Origin of the sequence: Variovorax sp. R-27, from assembly GCF_049913215.1 — a bacterium.
In the GTDB taxonomy this organism is placed as follows: Bacteria; Pseudomonadota; Gammaproteobacteria; order Burkholderiales; family Burkholderiaceae_C; genus Variovorax.
This window is the reverse complement of the sequence record NZ_CP183984.1, coordinates 2,072,419-2,087,268: the sequence shown is the minus strand read 5'-3', so window position 1 is coordinate 2,087,268 and position 14,850 is coordinate 2,072,419. Positions and strand designations below refer to the sequence as shown.

Annotated in this window: 16 protein-coding genes; 15 read left to right on the top strand and 1 reads right to left on the bottom strand. The window is 66.0% G+C overall.

The annotated features are described in order from the left end of the window. The first annotated feature begins 104 nt into the window (after positions 1-104). The 15 genes from rpsA to mnhG all read left to right on the top strand — a co-directional run bounded on the left by rpsA (position 105) and on the right by mnhG (position 13,769). A complete protein-coding gene (gene rpsA / locus ACN9MV_RS09475) occupies positions 105-1,793 on the top strand; it encodes a 30S ribosomal protein S1 (protein ID WP_007829366.1) in 1,689 nt (562 codons plus the stop codon). Positions 1,794-1,871: 78 nt separating this feature from the next. Continuing rightward, positions 1,872-2,201 (top strand): integration host factor subunit beta, encoded by a 330-nt coding sequence (locus tag ACN9MV_RS09470; RefSeq protein WP_093050102.1) that lies wholly within the window; start codon positions 1,872-1,874, stop codon positions 2,199-2,201. Positions 2,202-2,247: 46 nt separating this feature from the next. Beyond that, entirely contained in the window at positions 2,248-2,583 is a 336-nt protein-coding gene (locus ACN9MV_RS09465) for a LapA family protein (RefSeq protein WP_093050099.1), read from the top strand. After that, entirely contained in the window at positions 2,573-3,742 is a 1,170-nt protein-coding gene (lapB, locus tag ACN9MV_RS09460) for a lipopolysaccharide assembly protein LapB (protein WP_093050096.1), read from the top strand. The genes ACN9MV_RS09465 and lapB overlap by 11 nt, the downstream gene beginning before the upstream one ends. A 136-nt stretch (positions 3,743-3,878) precedes the next feature. Further along, complete coding sequence (locus tag ACN9MV_RS09455) at positions 3,879-4,199, top strand: ComEA family DNA-binding protein (RefSeq protein ID WP_426391917.1); 321 nt, start codon at positions 3,879-3,881, stop codon at positions 4,197-4,199. Between the two features lie 143 nt (positions 4,200-4,342). Next, positions 4,343-5,311 (top strand): TRAP transporter substrate-binding protein, encoded by a 969-nt coding sequence (locus ACN9MV_RS09450; protein WP_093050090.1) that lies wholly within the window; start codon positions 4,343-4,345, stop codon positions 5,309-5,311. Between the two features lie 3 nt (positions 5,312-5,314). Next, entirely contained in the window at positions 5,315-5,848 is a 534-nt protein-coding gene (locus tag ACN9MV_RS09445) for a TRAP transporter small permease (protein ID WP_093075288.1), read from the top strand. A gap of 5 nt (positions 5,849-5,853) precedes the next feature. Then, positions 5,854-7,167 (top strand): TRAP transporter large permease, encoded by a 1,314-nt coding sequence (locus tag ACN9MV_RS09440; protein ID WP_426391916.1) that lies wholly within the window; start codon positions 5,854-5,856, stop codon positions 7,165-7,167. A 41-nt stretch (positions 7,168-7,208) separates the two neighbouring features. Next, a complete protein-coding gene (gene crcB, locus ACN9MV_RS09435) occupies positions 7,209-7,586 on the top strand; it encodes a fluoride efflux transporter CrcB (RefSeq protein WP_093075291.1) in 378 nt (125 codons plus the stop codon). A 77-nt stretch (positions 7,587-7,663) separates the two neighbouring features. Then, on the top strand, positions 7,664-10,594 hold the full coding sequence (locus ACN9MV_RS09430) for a monovalent cation/H+ antiporter subunit A (protein ID WP_426391915.1): 2,931 nt from the start codon (positions 7,664-7,666) through the stop codon (positions 10,592-10,594). Next, positions 10,594-10,944, top strand: coding sequence for a Na+/H+ antiporter subunit C (locus ACN9MV_RS09425; protein WP_093050075.1), 351 nt, complete (start codon positions 10,594-10,596; stop codon positions 10,942-10,944). Before ACN9MV_RS09430 ends, ACN9MV_RS09425 begins: the two co-directional genes overlap by 1 nt. 41 nt (positions 10,945-10,985) lie before the next feature. Further along, positions 10,986-12,653, top strand: a complete 1,668-nt coding sequence (locus ACN9MV_RS09420) for a monovalent cation/H+ antiporter subunit D (protein WP_426393156.1) — start codon at positions 10,986-10,988, stop codon at positions 12,651-12,653. Further along, complete coding sequence (locus ACN9MV_RS09415) at positions 12,650-13,141, top strand: Na+/H+ antiporter subunit E (RefSeq protein ID WP_426391914.1); 492 nt, start codon at positions 12,650-12,652, stop codon at positions 13,139-13,141. Before ACN9MV_RS09420 ends, ACN9MV_RS09415 begins: the two co-directional genes overlap by 4 nt. Continuing rightward, positions 13,138-13,416, top strand: coding sequence for a K+/H+ antiporter subunit F (locus tag ACN9MV_RS09410; RefSeq protein WP_093050069.1), 279 nt, complete (start codon positions 13,138-13,140; stop codon positions 13,414-13,416). Before ACN9MV_RS09415 ends, ACN9MV_RS09410 begins: the two co-directional genes overlap by 4 nt. After that, on the top strand, positions 13,413-13,769 hold the full coding sequence (gene mnhG / locus ACN9MV_RS09405; protein ID WP_093050066.1) for a monovalent cation/H(+) antiporter subunit G: 357 nt from the start codon (positions 13,413-13,415) through the stop codon (positions 13,767-13,769). The genes ACN9MV_RS09410 and mnhG overlap by 4 nt, the downstream gene beginning before the upstream one ends. Before the next feature lie 56 nt (positions 13,770-13,825). On the opposite strand, the gene ACN9MV_RS09400 is transcribed toward mnhG, so the two are convergent. After that, positions 13,826-14,848, bottom strand: coding sequence for an XdhC family protein (locus ACN9MV_RS09400; protein ID WP_426391913.1), 1,023 nt, complete (start codon positions 14,846-14,848; stop codon positions 13,826-13,828). Positions 14,849-14,850: the final 2 nt, after the last annotated feature.

Here is a 14,850-nt window from a genome sequence, read left to right as displayed (position 1 = left end):
TTTATATCCAAAAAGCCCACAAAACCGCCGTCTACAGACCCACAGCAGCCGCACGCAATTTCGCAAGAGCGCCTGCCAACCCTGCCTGACGGAAGGAACCATAAATGTCTGAATCTTTTGCCGACCTATTCGAAGAGTCCCTGAAGCGTTCCGAAATGCGCACCGGCGAGGTCATCACGGCCGAAGTCGTGCGTGTCGAACACAACCACGTCGTCGTCAACGCCGGTCTGAAGTCCGAAGCGTATGTGCCGATCGAAGAGTTCAAGAACGACAAGGGCGAACTCGAAGTTCAGGCCGGCGATTTCGTTTCCGTTGCCATCGGCAGCGTTGAAAACGGCTACGGCGACACCATCCTCTCGCGCGACACCGCCAAGCGTCTGGCTTCGTGGCTCGCCCTCGAGAAGGCACTGGAATCGGGCGACTTCGTCACCGGCACCACCAGCGGCAAGGTCAAGGGCGGCCTCACGGTCCTGGTCAACGGCATCCGCGCGTTCCTGCCGGGCTCGCTGATCGACACGCGTCCGATCAAGGACCTGACCCCGTACGAGAACAAGACCCTCGAATTCAAGGTCATCAAGCTCGACCGCAAGCGCAACAACGTCGTGCTGTCGCGCCGTGCCGTGGTCGAAGCCAGCATGGGCGAAGAACGCGCCAAGCTGATGGAAACGCTGAAGGAAGGCGCAGTCGTGCGCGGCGTGGTCAAGAACATCACCGAATACGGTGCGTTCGTGGACCTCGGCGGCATCGACGGCCTGCTGCACATCACCGACATGGCATGGCGCCGTGTTCGCCACCCGAGCGAAGTCGTTCAGGCCGGCCAGGAAATCACCGCCAAGATCCTCAAGTTCGACACCGAGAAGAACCGTGTCTCGCTGGGTCTCAAGCAAATGGGTGACGACCCGTGGATGGGCGTTTCGCGCCGCTACCCGCAATCGACCCGCCTGTTCGGCAAGGTCACGAACATTGCCGACTACGGCGCGTTCGTCGAACTCGAACCCGGCATCGAAGGCCTGGTGCACGTCTCCGAAATGGACTGGACCAACAAGAACATCGCTCCGAACAAGATCGTCTCGCTGGGCGACGAAGTCGAAGTCATGGTCCTGGAAATCGACGAAGACAAGCGCCGCATCAGCCTGGGCATGAAGCAATGCAAGGCCAACCCGTGGCAAGAGTTCGCGCAAAACACCAAGCGCGGCGACCGCGTCAAGGGCCCGATCAAGTCGATCACCGACTTCGGCGTGTTCGTGGGTCTGGCTGCCGGCATCGACGGCCTGGTTCACCTCTCGGACCTCTCGTGGAACGAAGCCGGCGAAACCGCCGTTCGCAACTACAAGAAGGGCCAGGAAGTCGAAGCGATCGTGCTGGCTGTGGACGTCGACCGCGAGCGCATCAGCCTCGGCATCAAGCAGCTCGACAGCGACCCGTTCACCACGTTCACCACCGTGAACGACAAGGGCCAGATCGTGACCGGCAAGGTCAAGACCGTGGACGCCCGCGGCGCTGAAATCGACCTCGGCGAAGACATCATCGGCTACCTCCGTGCTTCGGAAATCTCGCGCGACCGCGTCGAAGATGCCCGCAACGTGCTGAAGGAAGGCGACGAAGTCACCGCCATCGTCGTGAATGTGGATCGCAAGACCCGCAACATCCAGCTGTCGATCAAGCAGAAGGACATGGTCGACGAACAAGGCGCCATGGCCAGCCTGAGCCAGCAGTCGGCACGCGAAAACGCGGGCACGACCAGCCTGGGCGCCCTGCTGCGCGCCAAGCTCGACAACAACGACAGCAAGTAAGCTGAGTCAGAAGACAGAGCAGGCCCTGGGGCCGCTCTGTCTTTTTTTTCGTCCACGTTTTTCGTTTATGTTCGGCCTATGACCCGCTCAGACCTCGTCGAAGAACTCGCAGCGCGCTTTGCACAGCTCACGCACCGCGATGCCGAATACGCCGTCAAGACCATCCTCGATGCCATGAGCGACGCGCTGGTGCGCGGACACCGCATCGAGATCCGTGGCTTCGGCAGCTTCTCGGTCAACCGTCGTCCGCCACGCATCGGCCGCAACCCGCGTTCGGGCGAGAGCGTGCAGATTCCCGAGAAGCGGGTGCCGCACTTCAAGCCCGGCAAGGCGCTGCGCGAAGCCGTCGATGCACGCACCGCGGAGCTCGACGCCGGCGGCAAGGAAGCCAAGGGCCGCAAGGCCTGACGCACGTGGATGCAAACGTAGAATGCTCCCGGCAACGGGAACGGCTATGAAATACCTCCTGTGGCTGCTCAAGGCAGCCATTTTTTTTACGCTCTTCGCTTTCGCGCTGAACAATCAGCACGACGCGACCGTCTATTTCTTCTTCGGCACCTACTGGCGTGCGCCGCTGGTGCTCGTCGTGCTCGCGGCCTTTGCCGGCGGGCTCGTGGTGGGTGCGCTGGGCATGCTGCCGGGCTGGTGGAAGCACCGCACCGCCGCGGCACAAGTGCCTGCCGCTGCCGAAACCCAGGCTTCCGCACCGTCGACCGCCACGACCGCGCCCGCAGCGGCTCCGACCATCTCCGCCACCGACCTCCCCGCCGTACGTCAACATGGACTTTGATCCCAGCTGGCTGCTGATCAGCCTGCCCGTCGCCTTCGTGCTCGGCTGGCTTGCATCGCGCTTCGACATCCGGCAACTCAAGCTCGAGAACCGCCAGGCCCCAAAGGCCTACTTTCGCGGCCTCAACTTCCTGCTCAACGAGCAGCAGGACCAGGCCATCGACGCCTTCATCGAAGCCGTACAGAACGACCCCGACACGCAAGAGCTCCATTTCGCACTCGGCAATCTCTTCCGCCGTCGCGGCGAGTACCAGCGCGCAGTGCGCGTGCACGAGCACCTGCTGGGCCGCGGCGACCTGAGCCGCAGCGACCGCGAACGCGCACAGCACGCACTGGCGCAAGACTTCCTGCGCGCCGGCCTGCTCGATCGTGCCGAAGCCGCGCTGCAGAAGCTCGAAGGCACGCGCTACGAGAACGAGGCGCGGCTGTCGCTGCTGGCCATCTACGAGCGCTCGCGCGAATGGGCACAGGCCGCCGACGTGGCGCAGAAGCTCGACGAATCAGACCAGGCCAGCTACAGCACGCGCCGCGCGCATCACCTCTGCGAGCAGGCGACCGAACGCGTTGCGGCGGGCGACCTGCCCGGCGCAGCAAAGCTGCTCGCGCAGGCCGTCGAACTCGCGCCGCAGGCACCGCGCCCCGCCATCGACACAGCCAACCTGCAGTTGCGCAACGGCGAAGCGGCCGCGGCCTTCGACACGCTCGTGGCCCTGAGCGAGACCGCACCGCTGGCGCTGCCGCTCTACGCAGCCGCGCTGCAGCAGGCTGCCGTGGCCGCGCACCGCGAAGGCGAAGCGCTTGCACTGCTGCAACGCCGCTATGTGGAGTCGCCGTCGATCGACGTGCTCGAGGCGCTGATGGCGCTCGGCGGCACGCCGACCGCCACCGCAGAAGAACCCAACCCCACGCCGCGCGACGGCTACATCGCGCATCTTGCGCAGCAGCCCTCGCTGGTTGCGGCCTCGCGCTGGCTCGCGGGCGAACACTTCGAGCACCAGCAGTTCCATCCGCAGGTGCAGCGCGCGCTCGACCAGGCCACCCGGCCGCTCATGCGCTACCGCTGCGCAGCCTGCGGTTTCGAGGCGCACCAGTACTTCTGGCACTGCCCCGGCTGCCAGGCGTGGGACAGCTATCCGCCGCGCCGCGTCGAAGAACTCTGATCACATTTCTGAACAATGGTCACGTAGAAGCCGGCACGGCTTTTACGCGTCAACGCCGTTCTTTCCCTCCTCGTTGAGCCTGGGCCGACGCTTCTGTCGGCTGTCACTCATCAACAAAAAGAGGGAGTTTTTCATCATGTTCAAGAAGATCCTGGCCATCACGGCCATGCTGTTCGCGGCCGTTTCGTTCGCCGCCGTCGACGTCAACAAAGGCACCGAGGCCGACCTCGATGGCGTCAAGGGCGTTGGCCCGTCGATGTCCAAGCGCATTCTCGAAGCACGCAAGGAAGGCGAGTTCAAGGACTGGCCCGACCTCATGCAGCGCGTCAAGGGCGTGAAGGAGAAGAAGGCGGCCAAGCTGTCGGCCGAGGGCCTGACGGTCAATGGCAAGAGCTTCGGTGGCGCGGTGCCATCCGCATCGAAGGAAGCGAAAGCTCCCAAGGCCGCCAAGCCCTGATTCCGCTCCGGTAGAAATATGCAAAGCCGCCTTCGGGCGGCTTTTTCATGCGCGCCATGGCAGGGAAATGCCTCAGGAAGTGGTCCGGAATTTGCACGTAAGCTTCCTTTCGTTTTGCTTTCAATCCATTCCGGAGTGCGTACATGAATCACAAGTTCGGCATTGCCCTCGCGGGCCTCACCCTCGGCGCCGCAGCCTTCGCGCAGACCAAGTGGGACCTCCCCACGGCCTACCCCGCCACCAACTACCACACGGAAAACATCACGCAGTTCGCGAAGGACGTCGACGCCGCCACGGGCGGCAAGGTGAAGATCACGGTGCATGCCAACGCCTCGCTGTTCAAGGCGCCCGAGATCAAGCGCGCCGTGCAGAGCGGCCAGGCGCAAGCCGGCGAGATCCTGCTGGCCAACTACGCGAACGAGAACCCGATCTACGCGCTCGACGGCGTGCCCTTCCTCGCCACCACCTACCCCGAGGCAAGGAAGCTCTACGACGCATCGAAGCCCGCCATGGACAAGTTGCTCGCGGCCCAGGGCATCAAGGTGCTGTTCATGGTGCCGTGGGCGCCGCAGGGCATCTACACAAAGAAGGAAATCGGCTCGGTGGCCGACCTGCGCGGCATCAAGTGGCGCGCCTACAGCCCGGCCACCGCCAAGATCGCCGAACTCATCGGCGCGCAGCCCGTGCAGATCCAGCAGGCCGAGCTCAGCGCGGCCATGGCCACGGGCGTGATCGAGAGCTACATGAGCTCGGGCTCCACCGGCTACGACACCAAGACCTACGAGCACATCAAGAACTTCTACGACACGCAGGCCTGGATTCCGAAGAACGCGATCCTCGTGAACGCCAAGGCCTTCGACGCGCTCGACGCCACCACCAAGGCCGCCGTCACCAAGGCCGCGGCCGACGCCGAGGTGCGCGGCTGGAAGGTCGCGCAGGAGAAGAACGACGAGTACAAGCGCCTGCTCGCCGAGCGCGGCATGAAGGTGCACAAGCCCTCGCCCAAGCTCGACGCCGACATGCGCCAGGTCGGCGGCATCATGCAGACCGACTGGCTCAAGGCCGCCGGGGCCGATGGCGCCGCCATCGTCGACGCTTATAAAAAGAAGTAAGCCGTGCGCCGCTTTCTCGACCGCCTGTACGACGGTGCAGGCGCGCTCGGCGCGTTCTGCGTGTTCCTGATCTTCGTGCTGATGATCCTGGCCGGCGTGGGCCGGCAGATGAACTGGCACGTGAGCGGGCTCAACGACGTGGTGGCCTGGCTGTGTGCCGCCGCCGCGTTCTTCGCGATGGCGCATGCATTCCGTCACGGCGACTTCGTGCGCGTGACACTGCTGCTCGAAGCCGTGCCGCCGAAAGTGCGGCGCATCCTCGACGTGACATGCCTGCTGATCGCGTCGGTGTCGGTGGCCTACCTGACCTACTGGGCCACCAGCTTCACCTACGAGAGCTACGAATTCGCCGAGATGGCGACCGGCCTCGTCGTCATTCCGATCTGGATTCCGCAATCGACCTTCGTCATCGGCTGCTGGCTGCTGCTGATTGCCATGGTCGACGAACTGGTGGGCGTGGTGCGCGGCGAGAAGCCCAGCTACCAGCGCGCCATCGAAGAGCGGCATGCTGCCGGCGATTTCTCCTCCGACGTCTGACGCCCATGCTTGAAACCCTGCTCATGGGCGCGCTGCTGCTCGCCATCATGCTGCTCCTGCTTGCGGGCGGCGTCTGGATTGCGATGACGCTGGCCATCGTCGGCTGGGTCGGCCAGGCCTTCTTCACCAACACGCTGCCGGGCAAGAACCTGTTCTCGGCCTTCTGGGAAAGCAACGCCAGCTGGGAGCTCGCGGCGCTGCCGCTGTTCATCTGGATGGGCGAGATCCTCTTCAGAACCAAGCTGAGCGAGGAGATGTTCGAGGGCCTGCGCCCCTGGCTCAACCGCGTGCCCGGCCGGCTGATGCACACCACCATCCTCGGCTGCGGCGTGTTCGGATCGGTCTCGGGCTCGTCGGCGGCCACCTGCGCGACCATCGCCAAGGTGGCGCTGCCCGAGCTCAAGCGCCGCGGCTACAACGAGAAGCTGGCCATCGGCTCGCTCGCCACCGCGGGCACGCTGGGCATCCTGATTCCGCCATCGATCACTATGGTGGTGTACGCCGTGGCCGCCGACGCGTCGATCATCCGCATCTTCCTGGCAGGCTTTCTTCCGGGCTTTCTGCTGATGCTGCTGTTCTCGGGCTACATCGGCTGGTGGAGCCTGCGCAATCCCGACCAGGTGCCGCCGGCCGATCCGCCGACCACCTTCATGGAGAAGATCCGGCTCTCGGGCAACCTGATTCCCTGCGCGCTGCTGATCGTCTTCATTGTCTGGGTGCTGGTGGCGGGCTGGGCCACGGCCACCGAGTGCGCGGCCTTCGGCGTGCTGGGCTCGCTGGCCATCGCGGCCTGGGGCCGCAGCCTGACCTGGAAGAACTTCAAGGACGGCATCATGGGCGCCACCCGCACCAGCTGCATGATCATGTTCATCCTGGCTGGTGCCGCCTTCCTCACCAAGACCATGGCCTTCACCGGCATTCCGCGCGAGCTGGCCGAGTGGGTCGACGGCATGCACCTGTCGCCCTATGCGCTGATCGGCGCGCTGGTCGTCGTGTACCTTGTGCTGGGCACGGCGCTCGACGGCATCTCGATGATCGTGCTGACCAGCGCGGTGGTGCTGCCGATGATCCAGAAGGCGGGCTTCGACCTGATCTGGTTCGGCATCTTCATCGTGCTGCTGGTCGAGATCGCCGAGGTCACGCCGCCGGTGGGCTTCAACCTCTTCGTGCTGCAGAACATGACCGGGAAAGACAGCAACGTGATCGCCAAGGCTGCCATTCCGTTCTTCTTCTGCCTGGTGCTGTGCATCGTGCTGATCACGCTGTTCCCGAGCATCGTGACGATCCTGCCCGATGTGGTGATGGGCAAGGAGAAGTAGAAAGAGAAGGGCCGTCCGGCAGCTTGCGGATAATCGCCGGCATGCTGCTGAACGTCCTCGTCATCTGCCTCGCCGCGTGTGTCGGCGCCCTCATGCGCTGGGGCTTCGCCCTGTGGCTCAACCCCGGCGGCATCCTGCCCTGGGGCACGCTGGCGGTGAACCTCATTGGCGGCTACCTGATCGGCGTGGCCATCGGTGTGTTCAGCGGCCTGCCGGACATCAACCCCGCGTGGCGGCTCATGGTCATCACCGGCTTCCTCGGCACGCTCACCACCTTCTCCAGCTTCTCCGCGGAGGTGGTCGGCATGCTCATGGGCGGCAGGCTCGGCCTCGCGATGGGCACGATCGCGTTGCACCTCGGCGGCTCGCTGTGCATGACCTGGCTCGGGTTGCGCACGGTGCAGGCTTTCTCCTCCTGAATCGAGCGAAAAACTGCCTTATGTCTTGCGGTTATAGATAGGGCCTTCCATAGGGTCGGTCGATAGAATTGCCCGCAATGCCCCTGGTCTTTCTCATCGCCCTCCCCTTCATTGCCAGCGTGCTGGCCGCGTTGATGCCTTCCAACGCGCGCAACAGGGAGTCGACGCTGGCGGGGCTGGTCGCGCTGGGCTGCGCCATCCAGGTCGCATGGTTCTTCCCGCAGATCGCGCACGGCAATGTGCTGCGGCAAGAAATCGAATGGCTGCCGGCCCTTGGCCTGAACCTCGTGTTCCGCCTGGATGGCTTCGCATGGCTGTTCTGCATGCTGGTGCTGGGCATCGGCGCGCTGGTGGTGCTCTATGCGCGCTACTACATGTCGGCCTCCGATCCGGTGCCGCGCTTCTTCTCGTTCTTCCTCGCGTTCATGGGCGCGATGATGGGCGTGGTGCTCTCGGGCAACCTCATTCAGATGGTGCTGTTCTGGGAGCTCACCAGCCTCTTCTCCTTCCTTCTCATCGGCTACTGGCACCACCGGCGCGACGCTCGGCGCGGCGCGCGCATGGCGCTCACCGTCACCGGCGCTGGCGGGCTATGCCTGCTGGCCGGCGTGCTGGTGCTCGGCCGCATCGTCGGCAGCTACGAGCTCGACGTGGTGCTGGCCTCGGGCGACCTCATCCGAGCGCACGCGCTGTACCCGGTCGCACTGGTGCTGGTGCTGCTCGGCGCCTTCACCAAGAGCGCGCAGTTCCCGTTCCACTTCTGGCTGCCGCGCGCCATGGCCGCGCCCACGCCGGTGTCGGCCTACCTGCACTCGGCCACGATGGTGAAGCTCGGCGTGTTCCTGATGGCGCGGCTGTGGCCTGTGCTCTCGGGCACCGAGCAATGGTTCTGGATGGTGGGTGGCGCGGGCGCCGTCACGCTGCTGCTCGGCGGCTTCATCGCCATGTTCCAGCGCGACCTGAAGGCGTTGCTGGCCTACTCGACCATCTCGCACCTCGGGCTCATCACGCTGCTGCTGGGCCTGAACAGCCCGCTCGCGGCCGTGGCGGCGGTGTTCCATGTGATGAACCACGCGACCTTCAAGGCGTCGCTGTTCATGGCGGCCGGCATCATCGACCACGAGACCGGCACGCGCGACATCCGCAAGCTCAGCGGGCTGATGCGGCTCATGCCCATCACGGGCACGCTGGCCATCATCGCCAGCGCCTCGATGGCCGGCGTGCCGCTGCTCAACGGCTTTCTCTCGAAGGAAATGTTCTTCGCCGAGACGGTGTTCATCCAGTCGACGCCGTGGGTCGACTTCAGCCTGCCGGTCATCGCCACCATCGCGGGCATCTTCAGCGTGGCGTATTCGGCGCGCTTCGTGTTCGACGTGTTCTTCGGCCCGCCCTGCGGCGACGAGGTGCCCAAGCACCCGCACGAGCCGCCGCACTGGATGCGCGTGCCGGTCGAACTGCTGGTGCTTCTGTGCCTGGTGGTGGGTGTGGTGCCAGCTTGGTCGGTCGGCCCGATGCTGGCGGCGGCCGCCACGCCGGTCGTCGGCGGCACGCTGCCCGAGTACAGCCTGGCGGTGTGGCATGGCTTCAACCTGCCGTTGATGATGAGCTTCGTCGCGCTGGTGGGCGGCGCCGCGCTGTACCTGCTGCAGCGCCGTCGTCGCGCACGCGGCGGCCTGGAGCACACGCCGCTGCTGCATCGCTTCGATGGCCAGGTCATCTTCGAGCACCTGCTCGCGCTGCTGAGCGAAGCGGGCCGGCGTAGCCGTCGCCTGTTCGGCACGCGCCGGCTGCAGTGGCAGTTGCTGCTGCTGGTAGTCGCGGCCGTGGCGGGCGCCGCGGCTTCCCTGTGGGTCACGCCCGCAGCACCCGGCACGCGCGAGCTGCTGCCCTTCTCGCCGATGTTCGCCATGACCTGGATCATCGGCGGCACCTGCGCGCTGGCCGCCGCATGGCAGGCCAAATTCCACCGGCTGGCGGCGCTGATGCTGGCCTCGGGCGCGGGGCTGGTCTCTTGCGTGACCTACATCTGGTTCTCGGCACCCGACCTCGCGTTGACCCAGCTGGTGGTCGAGGCCGTGACCACGGTGCTGATCCTGCTGGGCCTGCGCTGGCTGCCGATGCGCAGCAAGGACGTCATTCAACCCGCGCGCGCGCGGCTGCGACCGTGGGGCCGGCGCGGGCGCGACCTGCTGGTGGCCACCATCGCCGGCGGCGGCATGGCGGCGCTGGCGTGGGCAATGATGACGCGCAACTTCCCGCAGAGCATCTCGCCCTTCTTCCTCGAACACGCGCTCACCGAGGGCGGCGGCACCAATGTGGTCAACGTGATGCTGGTCGACTTCCGCGGCTTCGACACCTTCGGCGAGATCACCGTGCTCGGCGTGGTCGCGCTCACGGTGTATGCGCTGCTGCGGCGCTTCCGCCCCGCGATCGAATCGATGGCCCTTCCGGTCCAGCAGCGGCTGCAAGTCGACGACGGCAGCAGCGACCTGCTGAACCCGCGCCGCGCCAAGGACACCGCCGTGGGCTACCTGATGGTGCCGGCCGTGCTGGTGCGGCTGGTGCTGCCGCTGGCGGCACTGGTGTCGGTCTACTTCTTCATGCGCGGCCACAACGCGCCGGGCGGCGGCTTCGTCGCGGGGCTGGTGATGTCGGTCGCGCTGGTGTTGCAGTTCATCGTCTCGGGCACCGAATGGGTGGAAGAGCATCTGCGCATTTACCCGCGCCGCTGGATCGCCATCGGCCTGCTGCTGGCGCTGGCCACCGGCGGCGGCGCGGTGTTCTTCGGCTATCCCTTCCTGACCACGCACACCGCGCACCTGCATCTGCCGCTGCTGGGCGAAGTGCACGTGCCCAGCGCCCTCTTCTTCGACATCGGCGTGTTCGCGCTGGTGCTCGGCGCCACCATGCTGATCCTCACCGCGCTGGCCCACCAGTCGATACGAAGCCACCGCTGGGCCGACGAGCAGGCCGAAAAAGAAGCCGAAGCCGCCGGGGGAGCCAGCTGATGGAAATCGTGCTCGCACTCGCCATCGGCGTGCTCACCGGCTCGGGCGTGTACATGCTGCTACGCCCTCGCACCTTCCAGGTCATCATGGGCCTGACGCTGATCTCTTACGCGGTCAACCTCTTCATCTTCAGCATGGGCCGGCTCAAGGTCGACAGCGAGCCGGTGCTCATCAAAGGCCTCACCTCCACGCTGGCCAACACGGCCGACCCGATGCCGCAGGCGCTGGTGCTGACGGCCATCGTGATCGGCTTCGCGATGACGGCGCTGTTCCTCGTTGTGATGCTCGCCTCGCGCGGCCTTACCGGCACCGACCACGTGGACGGTGAAGAGCGGCAGGAGGCAGAGTGAAAGAGATCTTCCACCTGCTCGACGAACTGCTCGAGTTCAGCATGCCGCACCTGGTGGCGGTGCCGATCCTCGTGCCCATGCTCACGGCCGCGCTCATGCTGCTGCTGGGCGAGAACCGGCGGCGCACCAAGTCGGCCCTGAGCGTGGTCTCAGGCCTCATCGGCCTGCTTGCCGCGCTCGCGCTGCTGCGCTGGGTGAACGCGGCCGACACCGGCGGCGGCCCCGGTTCCATCGGCGTCTACCTGCCGGGCAACTGGCGTGCACCCTTCGGCATCGTGCTGGTGGCCGACCGGCTCTCGACCATGATGGTCGCGCTCACGGGCGTGATCGCCTTCGCCGCATCGATCTATTCCACCTCGCGCTGGGACCGCGCGGGCGTGCATTTCCATCCGCTGCTGCAACTGCAGCTCATGGGCCTGAACGGAGCCTTCCTCACGGGCGACCTGTTCAACCTGTTCGTCTTCTTCGAGGTGATGCTCGCGGCCTCCTACGGCCTGCTGCTGCACGGCTCGGGCCGGCTGCGCGTGCAGGCGGGGCTGCACTACATCGCGATCAACCTCGCTGCGTCGTCGCTGTTCCTGATCGGCGCGGCCATCCTGTACGGCGTGACCGGCACGCTCAACATGGCCGATCTCGGCGTGCGCATTGCCGAACTCGCACCGGGCGACCGCGGCCTGGTGCACGCGGCGGCGGCCATCCTCGCGACTGCCTTCTTCGCCAAGGCCGGCGCGTGGCCGCTCAACTTCTGGCTGGTGCCGGCCTACAGCGCATCGGTGTCGCCTGTAGGCGCGGTGTTTGCGCTGCTGACCAAGCTCGGCGTCTACACGATCCTGCGGCTGTGGACCGTGCTGTTCGCACCCGACACCGGCGACTCGGCCGCCTTCGGACAGGCGGCGCTGGTTGGCGTGGGCCTTGCCACGCTCTTCGTCGGTGCGCTCGGCATCGTCGGCACGCAGCGGCTGTCGAACCTCGCGGGCTTCAGCGTGCTGGTGTCTGCGGGCACTCTGCTCGCGGCGGTCGGGCTCGGCCAGCCGGCCGTGTGGGCGGGTGCGCTGTATTACCTGCTGAGTTCCACGCTCGCGGTCAGCGCCTTCTTCCTGCTGACCGACATGATCGAACGCTGGCGCAACGCGGGCATGAGCGTGGCGCCGCACGAGGCGGCCGGCAACGCGCCCTTTCTTGCCGAAGACCTGCGCGCACTCAACGACGTGAACCTCGACGACGAGGCGCAGGCACTCTACGGCCGTGCGATTCCCGCCGGCGTGGCCTTCCTGGGCCTGAGCTTCATGGGCTGCACATTGCTGCTCGCGGGCCTGCCGCCGCTGTCGGGCTTCATCGGCAAGTTCGCGATGCTCTCGGGCATGCTCGGCGCCAAGGCGATCGGCACCGCTGGCTGGATCTTTCTTGCGCTGCTGATCGCCTCGGGCTTTCTCTCGCTGATTGCATTGAGCCGCACCGGCATCCGCCACTTCTGGACGCAACTCCACCCCACCATGCCCTCGCTGCCCGCACTCGAAGTGCTGCCGGTGGCCGGGCTGCTCGCGGCCAGCGTGGCGCTGACTGTGTGGGCCGGGCCTGTCATGCAGCACGCCAGGGCCACCGCTGAAGGACTGAAGACCCCCACTCCTTATCGCAACGCGGTGCTGGGCGCTCGGCAGATTCCGAATCCGGCGAAAAAGGAAGAAGCAAAGGAAGGCACGGCCCCATGAAGCGCCTGATTCCTTCTCCGTCGCTGTCGTTCGCGCTGTTCATCGTCTGGCTGCTGCTCAACCAGTCGCTCGACGCCGCCACGCTGCTCGCGGCCCTGATCCTCGCCATCGCGGTGCCGCTGCTCACCGAGGGCCTGCGCCCGGCGGCGGTGCGCATGCGCAGGCCCGGCGTCGCGCTGCGGCTGTCCTTCGCCGTGACCTTCGACATGCTGAAGTCGGCGTACGACGTGGCCCGGTTGCTGCTCACGCGGCGCACCTCGCGCATCGCCTCGAAGTTCGTGCAGATTCCGCTCGACATGCGCGACCCCAACGGGCTCGCGGTGCTGGCCATGGTGATGTGCCTCACGCCCGGCACCGCCTGGGGCGAAGTGTCGTTCGACCGCAGCACGCTGCTGATCCACGTGTTCGACGTGGACGACGAGGCCGCCTTCGTCGCACTGATCAAGCAGCGCTACGAGCGCCCCCTGATGGAGATTTTCGAGTCATGACACCCATCCTCTTCTGGGCCCTGAAGTTCGCGCTCTTCCTGCTGGCCGTGGCCATGCTGTGCGCGCTCTCGCGGTTGCTGATCGGCCCGAGCGCACAAGACCGCGTGATGGCGCTCGACTGCCTCTACATCAACGGCATGCTGATGATGCTGGTGCTCGGCATCATCTACGCGAGCAACGTCTACTTCGAGGCGGCGCTGCTGATCGCGCTGTTCGGCTTCGTCGGCTCCACGGCCATGGCCAAGTTCCTGCTGCGCGGGGAGGTGATCGAATGACGGACTTCATCGTGGGCCCGCTGCCGCTGTGGGCCGAGATCATCACCGCCGTGTTCGCGGTACTGGGCGCGGCCTTCGCGGCCATAGGTTCTTTCGGCCTGGTTCGGCTGCCCACCTTCTTCCGCCGCATCCATGCGCCCACGCTGGGAGCGACGGTCGGCGTGTGGTGCATGACGGTCGCCACCATCGTCTATTTTTCGGTGCAGGGCTTCAGCCTGTTCCTGCATGCGGTGCTGATCGTGCTGTTCATTGCGCTCACGGCGCCGATCACCACTATCTTTTTAATGCGCGCGGCGCTGTTCCGTGAGCGGCAAAAGGGGGGCGACGTGCCGCCCGAGGCGAAGTCGGGCTGATTCACTGGCGGAAGGGAGCACCCTGTGCCATTCGCACGCACCCCGAAAAAAGCAAATCAGCCGGGCAGCAACTGCTGCATCTCCTTGGCCCGCGCCACCTCGACCTCACGCGGCAACGTCACCGCATTCTTCACAGCCAGTATCTCGGCCATCACGCTGACCGCGATCTCCGGCGGCGTCTTGCTGCCGATGTAGATGCCGATGGGTCCACGCAGACGCGCGAGCGATTCTTCGGTCTGGTCGAAGTGCTCGATCATGCGGTCGCGCCGCGCGTCGGCATTGCGGCGCGAGCCGATGGCGCCGACGTAGAAGGCTTCGCTCTGCAGTGCTTCGAGCAGCGCGAGGTCGTCGAGCTTGGGATCGTGCGTGAGCGCGACCACGCAGCTGCGGCGGTCGGGCTTGAAGGCCAACACCGCGTCGTCGGGCATCTCGGTCGTGATGTGCACGCCGGGCAGCGACCACGCGGTGCGGTACTCGGCGCGCGGGTCGCACAGCGTCACGGCAAAGCCGCTGAACTTGGCCATCGTCGCGAGGTACTCGGCCAGCTGGCCGGCGCCGATCAGCAGCATGCGGTACTCGGGGCCGAAGGTGTTGGTGAGCTCGGTGTCGTTCACGGTGAGCTCGTCGGGGGCTTTCGCCTCGGCGAGCCGCACCGCGCCGGTGGCGAGCGTCACCGTGCGCTGCATGAGCTTGCCTTGTTCCAGCTGCTCGACCAGCAGGTCGAGCGAGCTGGCATCGGGCGCGTATTCGAGCAGCAGCTCCAGCGTGCCGCCGCAGGGCAGTCCGAAACGATGCGCCTCGTCGGCAGTAATGCCGTACTTCACGAGCGCAGGCGGCGCACCCAGCGGCACGTCTTCGCCCTTGCCATGGGCGTGGCTGTAGCGCGCGATCAGGTCGTCCTCGATGCAGCCGCCCGAGACCGAGCCGACCACCGCGCCGTCTTCGGCCAGGGCCATGATCGAACCCACGGGCCGGGGCGACGAGCCCCAGGTGCGCACGACTGTCGTCAGCAGCGCGCGCTTGCCGGCACGCCGCCAGTCGCGCAGCGTGCGCAGCACCATGACGTCGAGGTTTTCCATGG

Bases quoted from the DNA above. Each gene is read 5' to 3' on its own strand.
- rpsA (WP_007829366.1), top strand. From the start codon at position 105: ATGTCTGAATCTTTTGCCGACCTATTCGAAGAGTCCCTGAAGCGTTCC.
- ACN9MV_RS09470 (WP_093050102.1), top strand. From the start codon at position 1,872: ATGACCCGCTCAGACCTCGTCGAAGAACTCGCAGCGCGCTTTGCACAG.
- ACN9MV_RS09465 (WP_093050099.1), top strand. From the start codon at position 2,248: ATGAAATACCTCCTGTGGCTGCTCAAGGCAGCCATTTTTTTTACGCTC.
- lapB (WP_093050096.1), top strand. From the start codon at position 2,573: ATGGACTTTGATCCCAGCTGGCTGCTGATCAGCCTGCCCGTCGCCTTC.
- ACN9MV_RS09455 (WP_426391917.1), top strand. From the start codon at position 3,879: ATGTTCAAGAAGATCCTGGCCATCACGGCCATGCTGTTCGCGGCCGTT.
- ACN9MV_RS09450 (WP_093050090.1), top strand. From the start codon at position 4,343: ATGAATCACAAGTTCGGCATTGCCCTCGCGGGCCTCACCCTCGGCGCC.
- ACN9MV_RS09440 (WP_426391916.1), top strand. From the start codon at position 5,854: ATGCTTGAAACCCTGCTCATGGGCGCGCTGCTGCTCGCCATCATGCTG.
- crcB (WP_093075291.1), top strand. From the start codon at position 7,209: ATGCTGCTGAACGTCCTCGTCATCTGCCTCGCCGCGTGTGTCGGCGCC.
- ACN9MV_RS09430 (WP_426391915.1), top strand. From the start codon at position 7,664: ATGCCCCTGGTCTTTCTCATCGCCCTCCCCTTCATTGCCAGCGTGCTG.
- ACN9MV_RS09425 (WP_093050075.1), top strand. From the start codon at position 10,594: ATGGAAATCGTGCTCGCACTCGCCATCGGCGTGCTCACCGGCTCGGGC.
- ACN9MV_RS09420 (WP_426393156.1), top strand. From the start codon at position 10,986: ATGCCGCACCTGGTGGCGGTGCCGATCCTCGTGCCCATGCTCACGGCC.
- ACN9MV_RS09415 (WP_426391914.1), top strand. From the start codon at position 12,650: ATGAAGCGCCTGATTCCTTCTCCGTCGCTGTCGTTCGCGCTGTTCATC.
- ACN9MV_RS09410 (WP_093050069.1), top strand. From the start codon at position 13,138: ATGACACCCATCCTCTTCTGGGCCCTGAAGTTCGCGCTCTTCCTGCTG.
- mnhG (WP_093050066.1), top strand. From the start codon at position 13,413: ATGACGGACTTCATCGTGGGCCCGCTGCCGCTGTGGGCCGAGATCATC.
- ACN9MV_RS09400 (WP_426391913.1), bottom strand. From the start codon at position 14,848: ATGGAAAACCTCGACGTCATGGTGCTGCGCACGCTGCGCGACTGGCGG.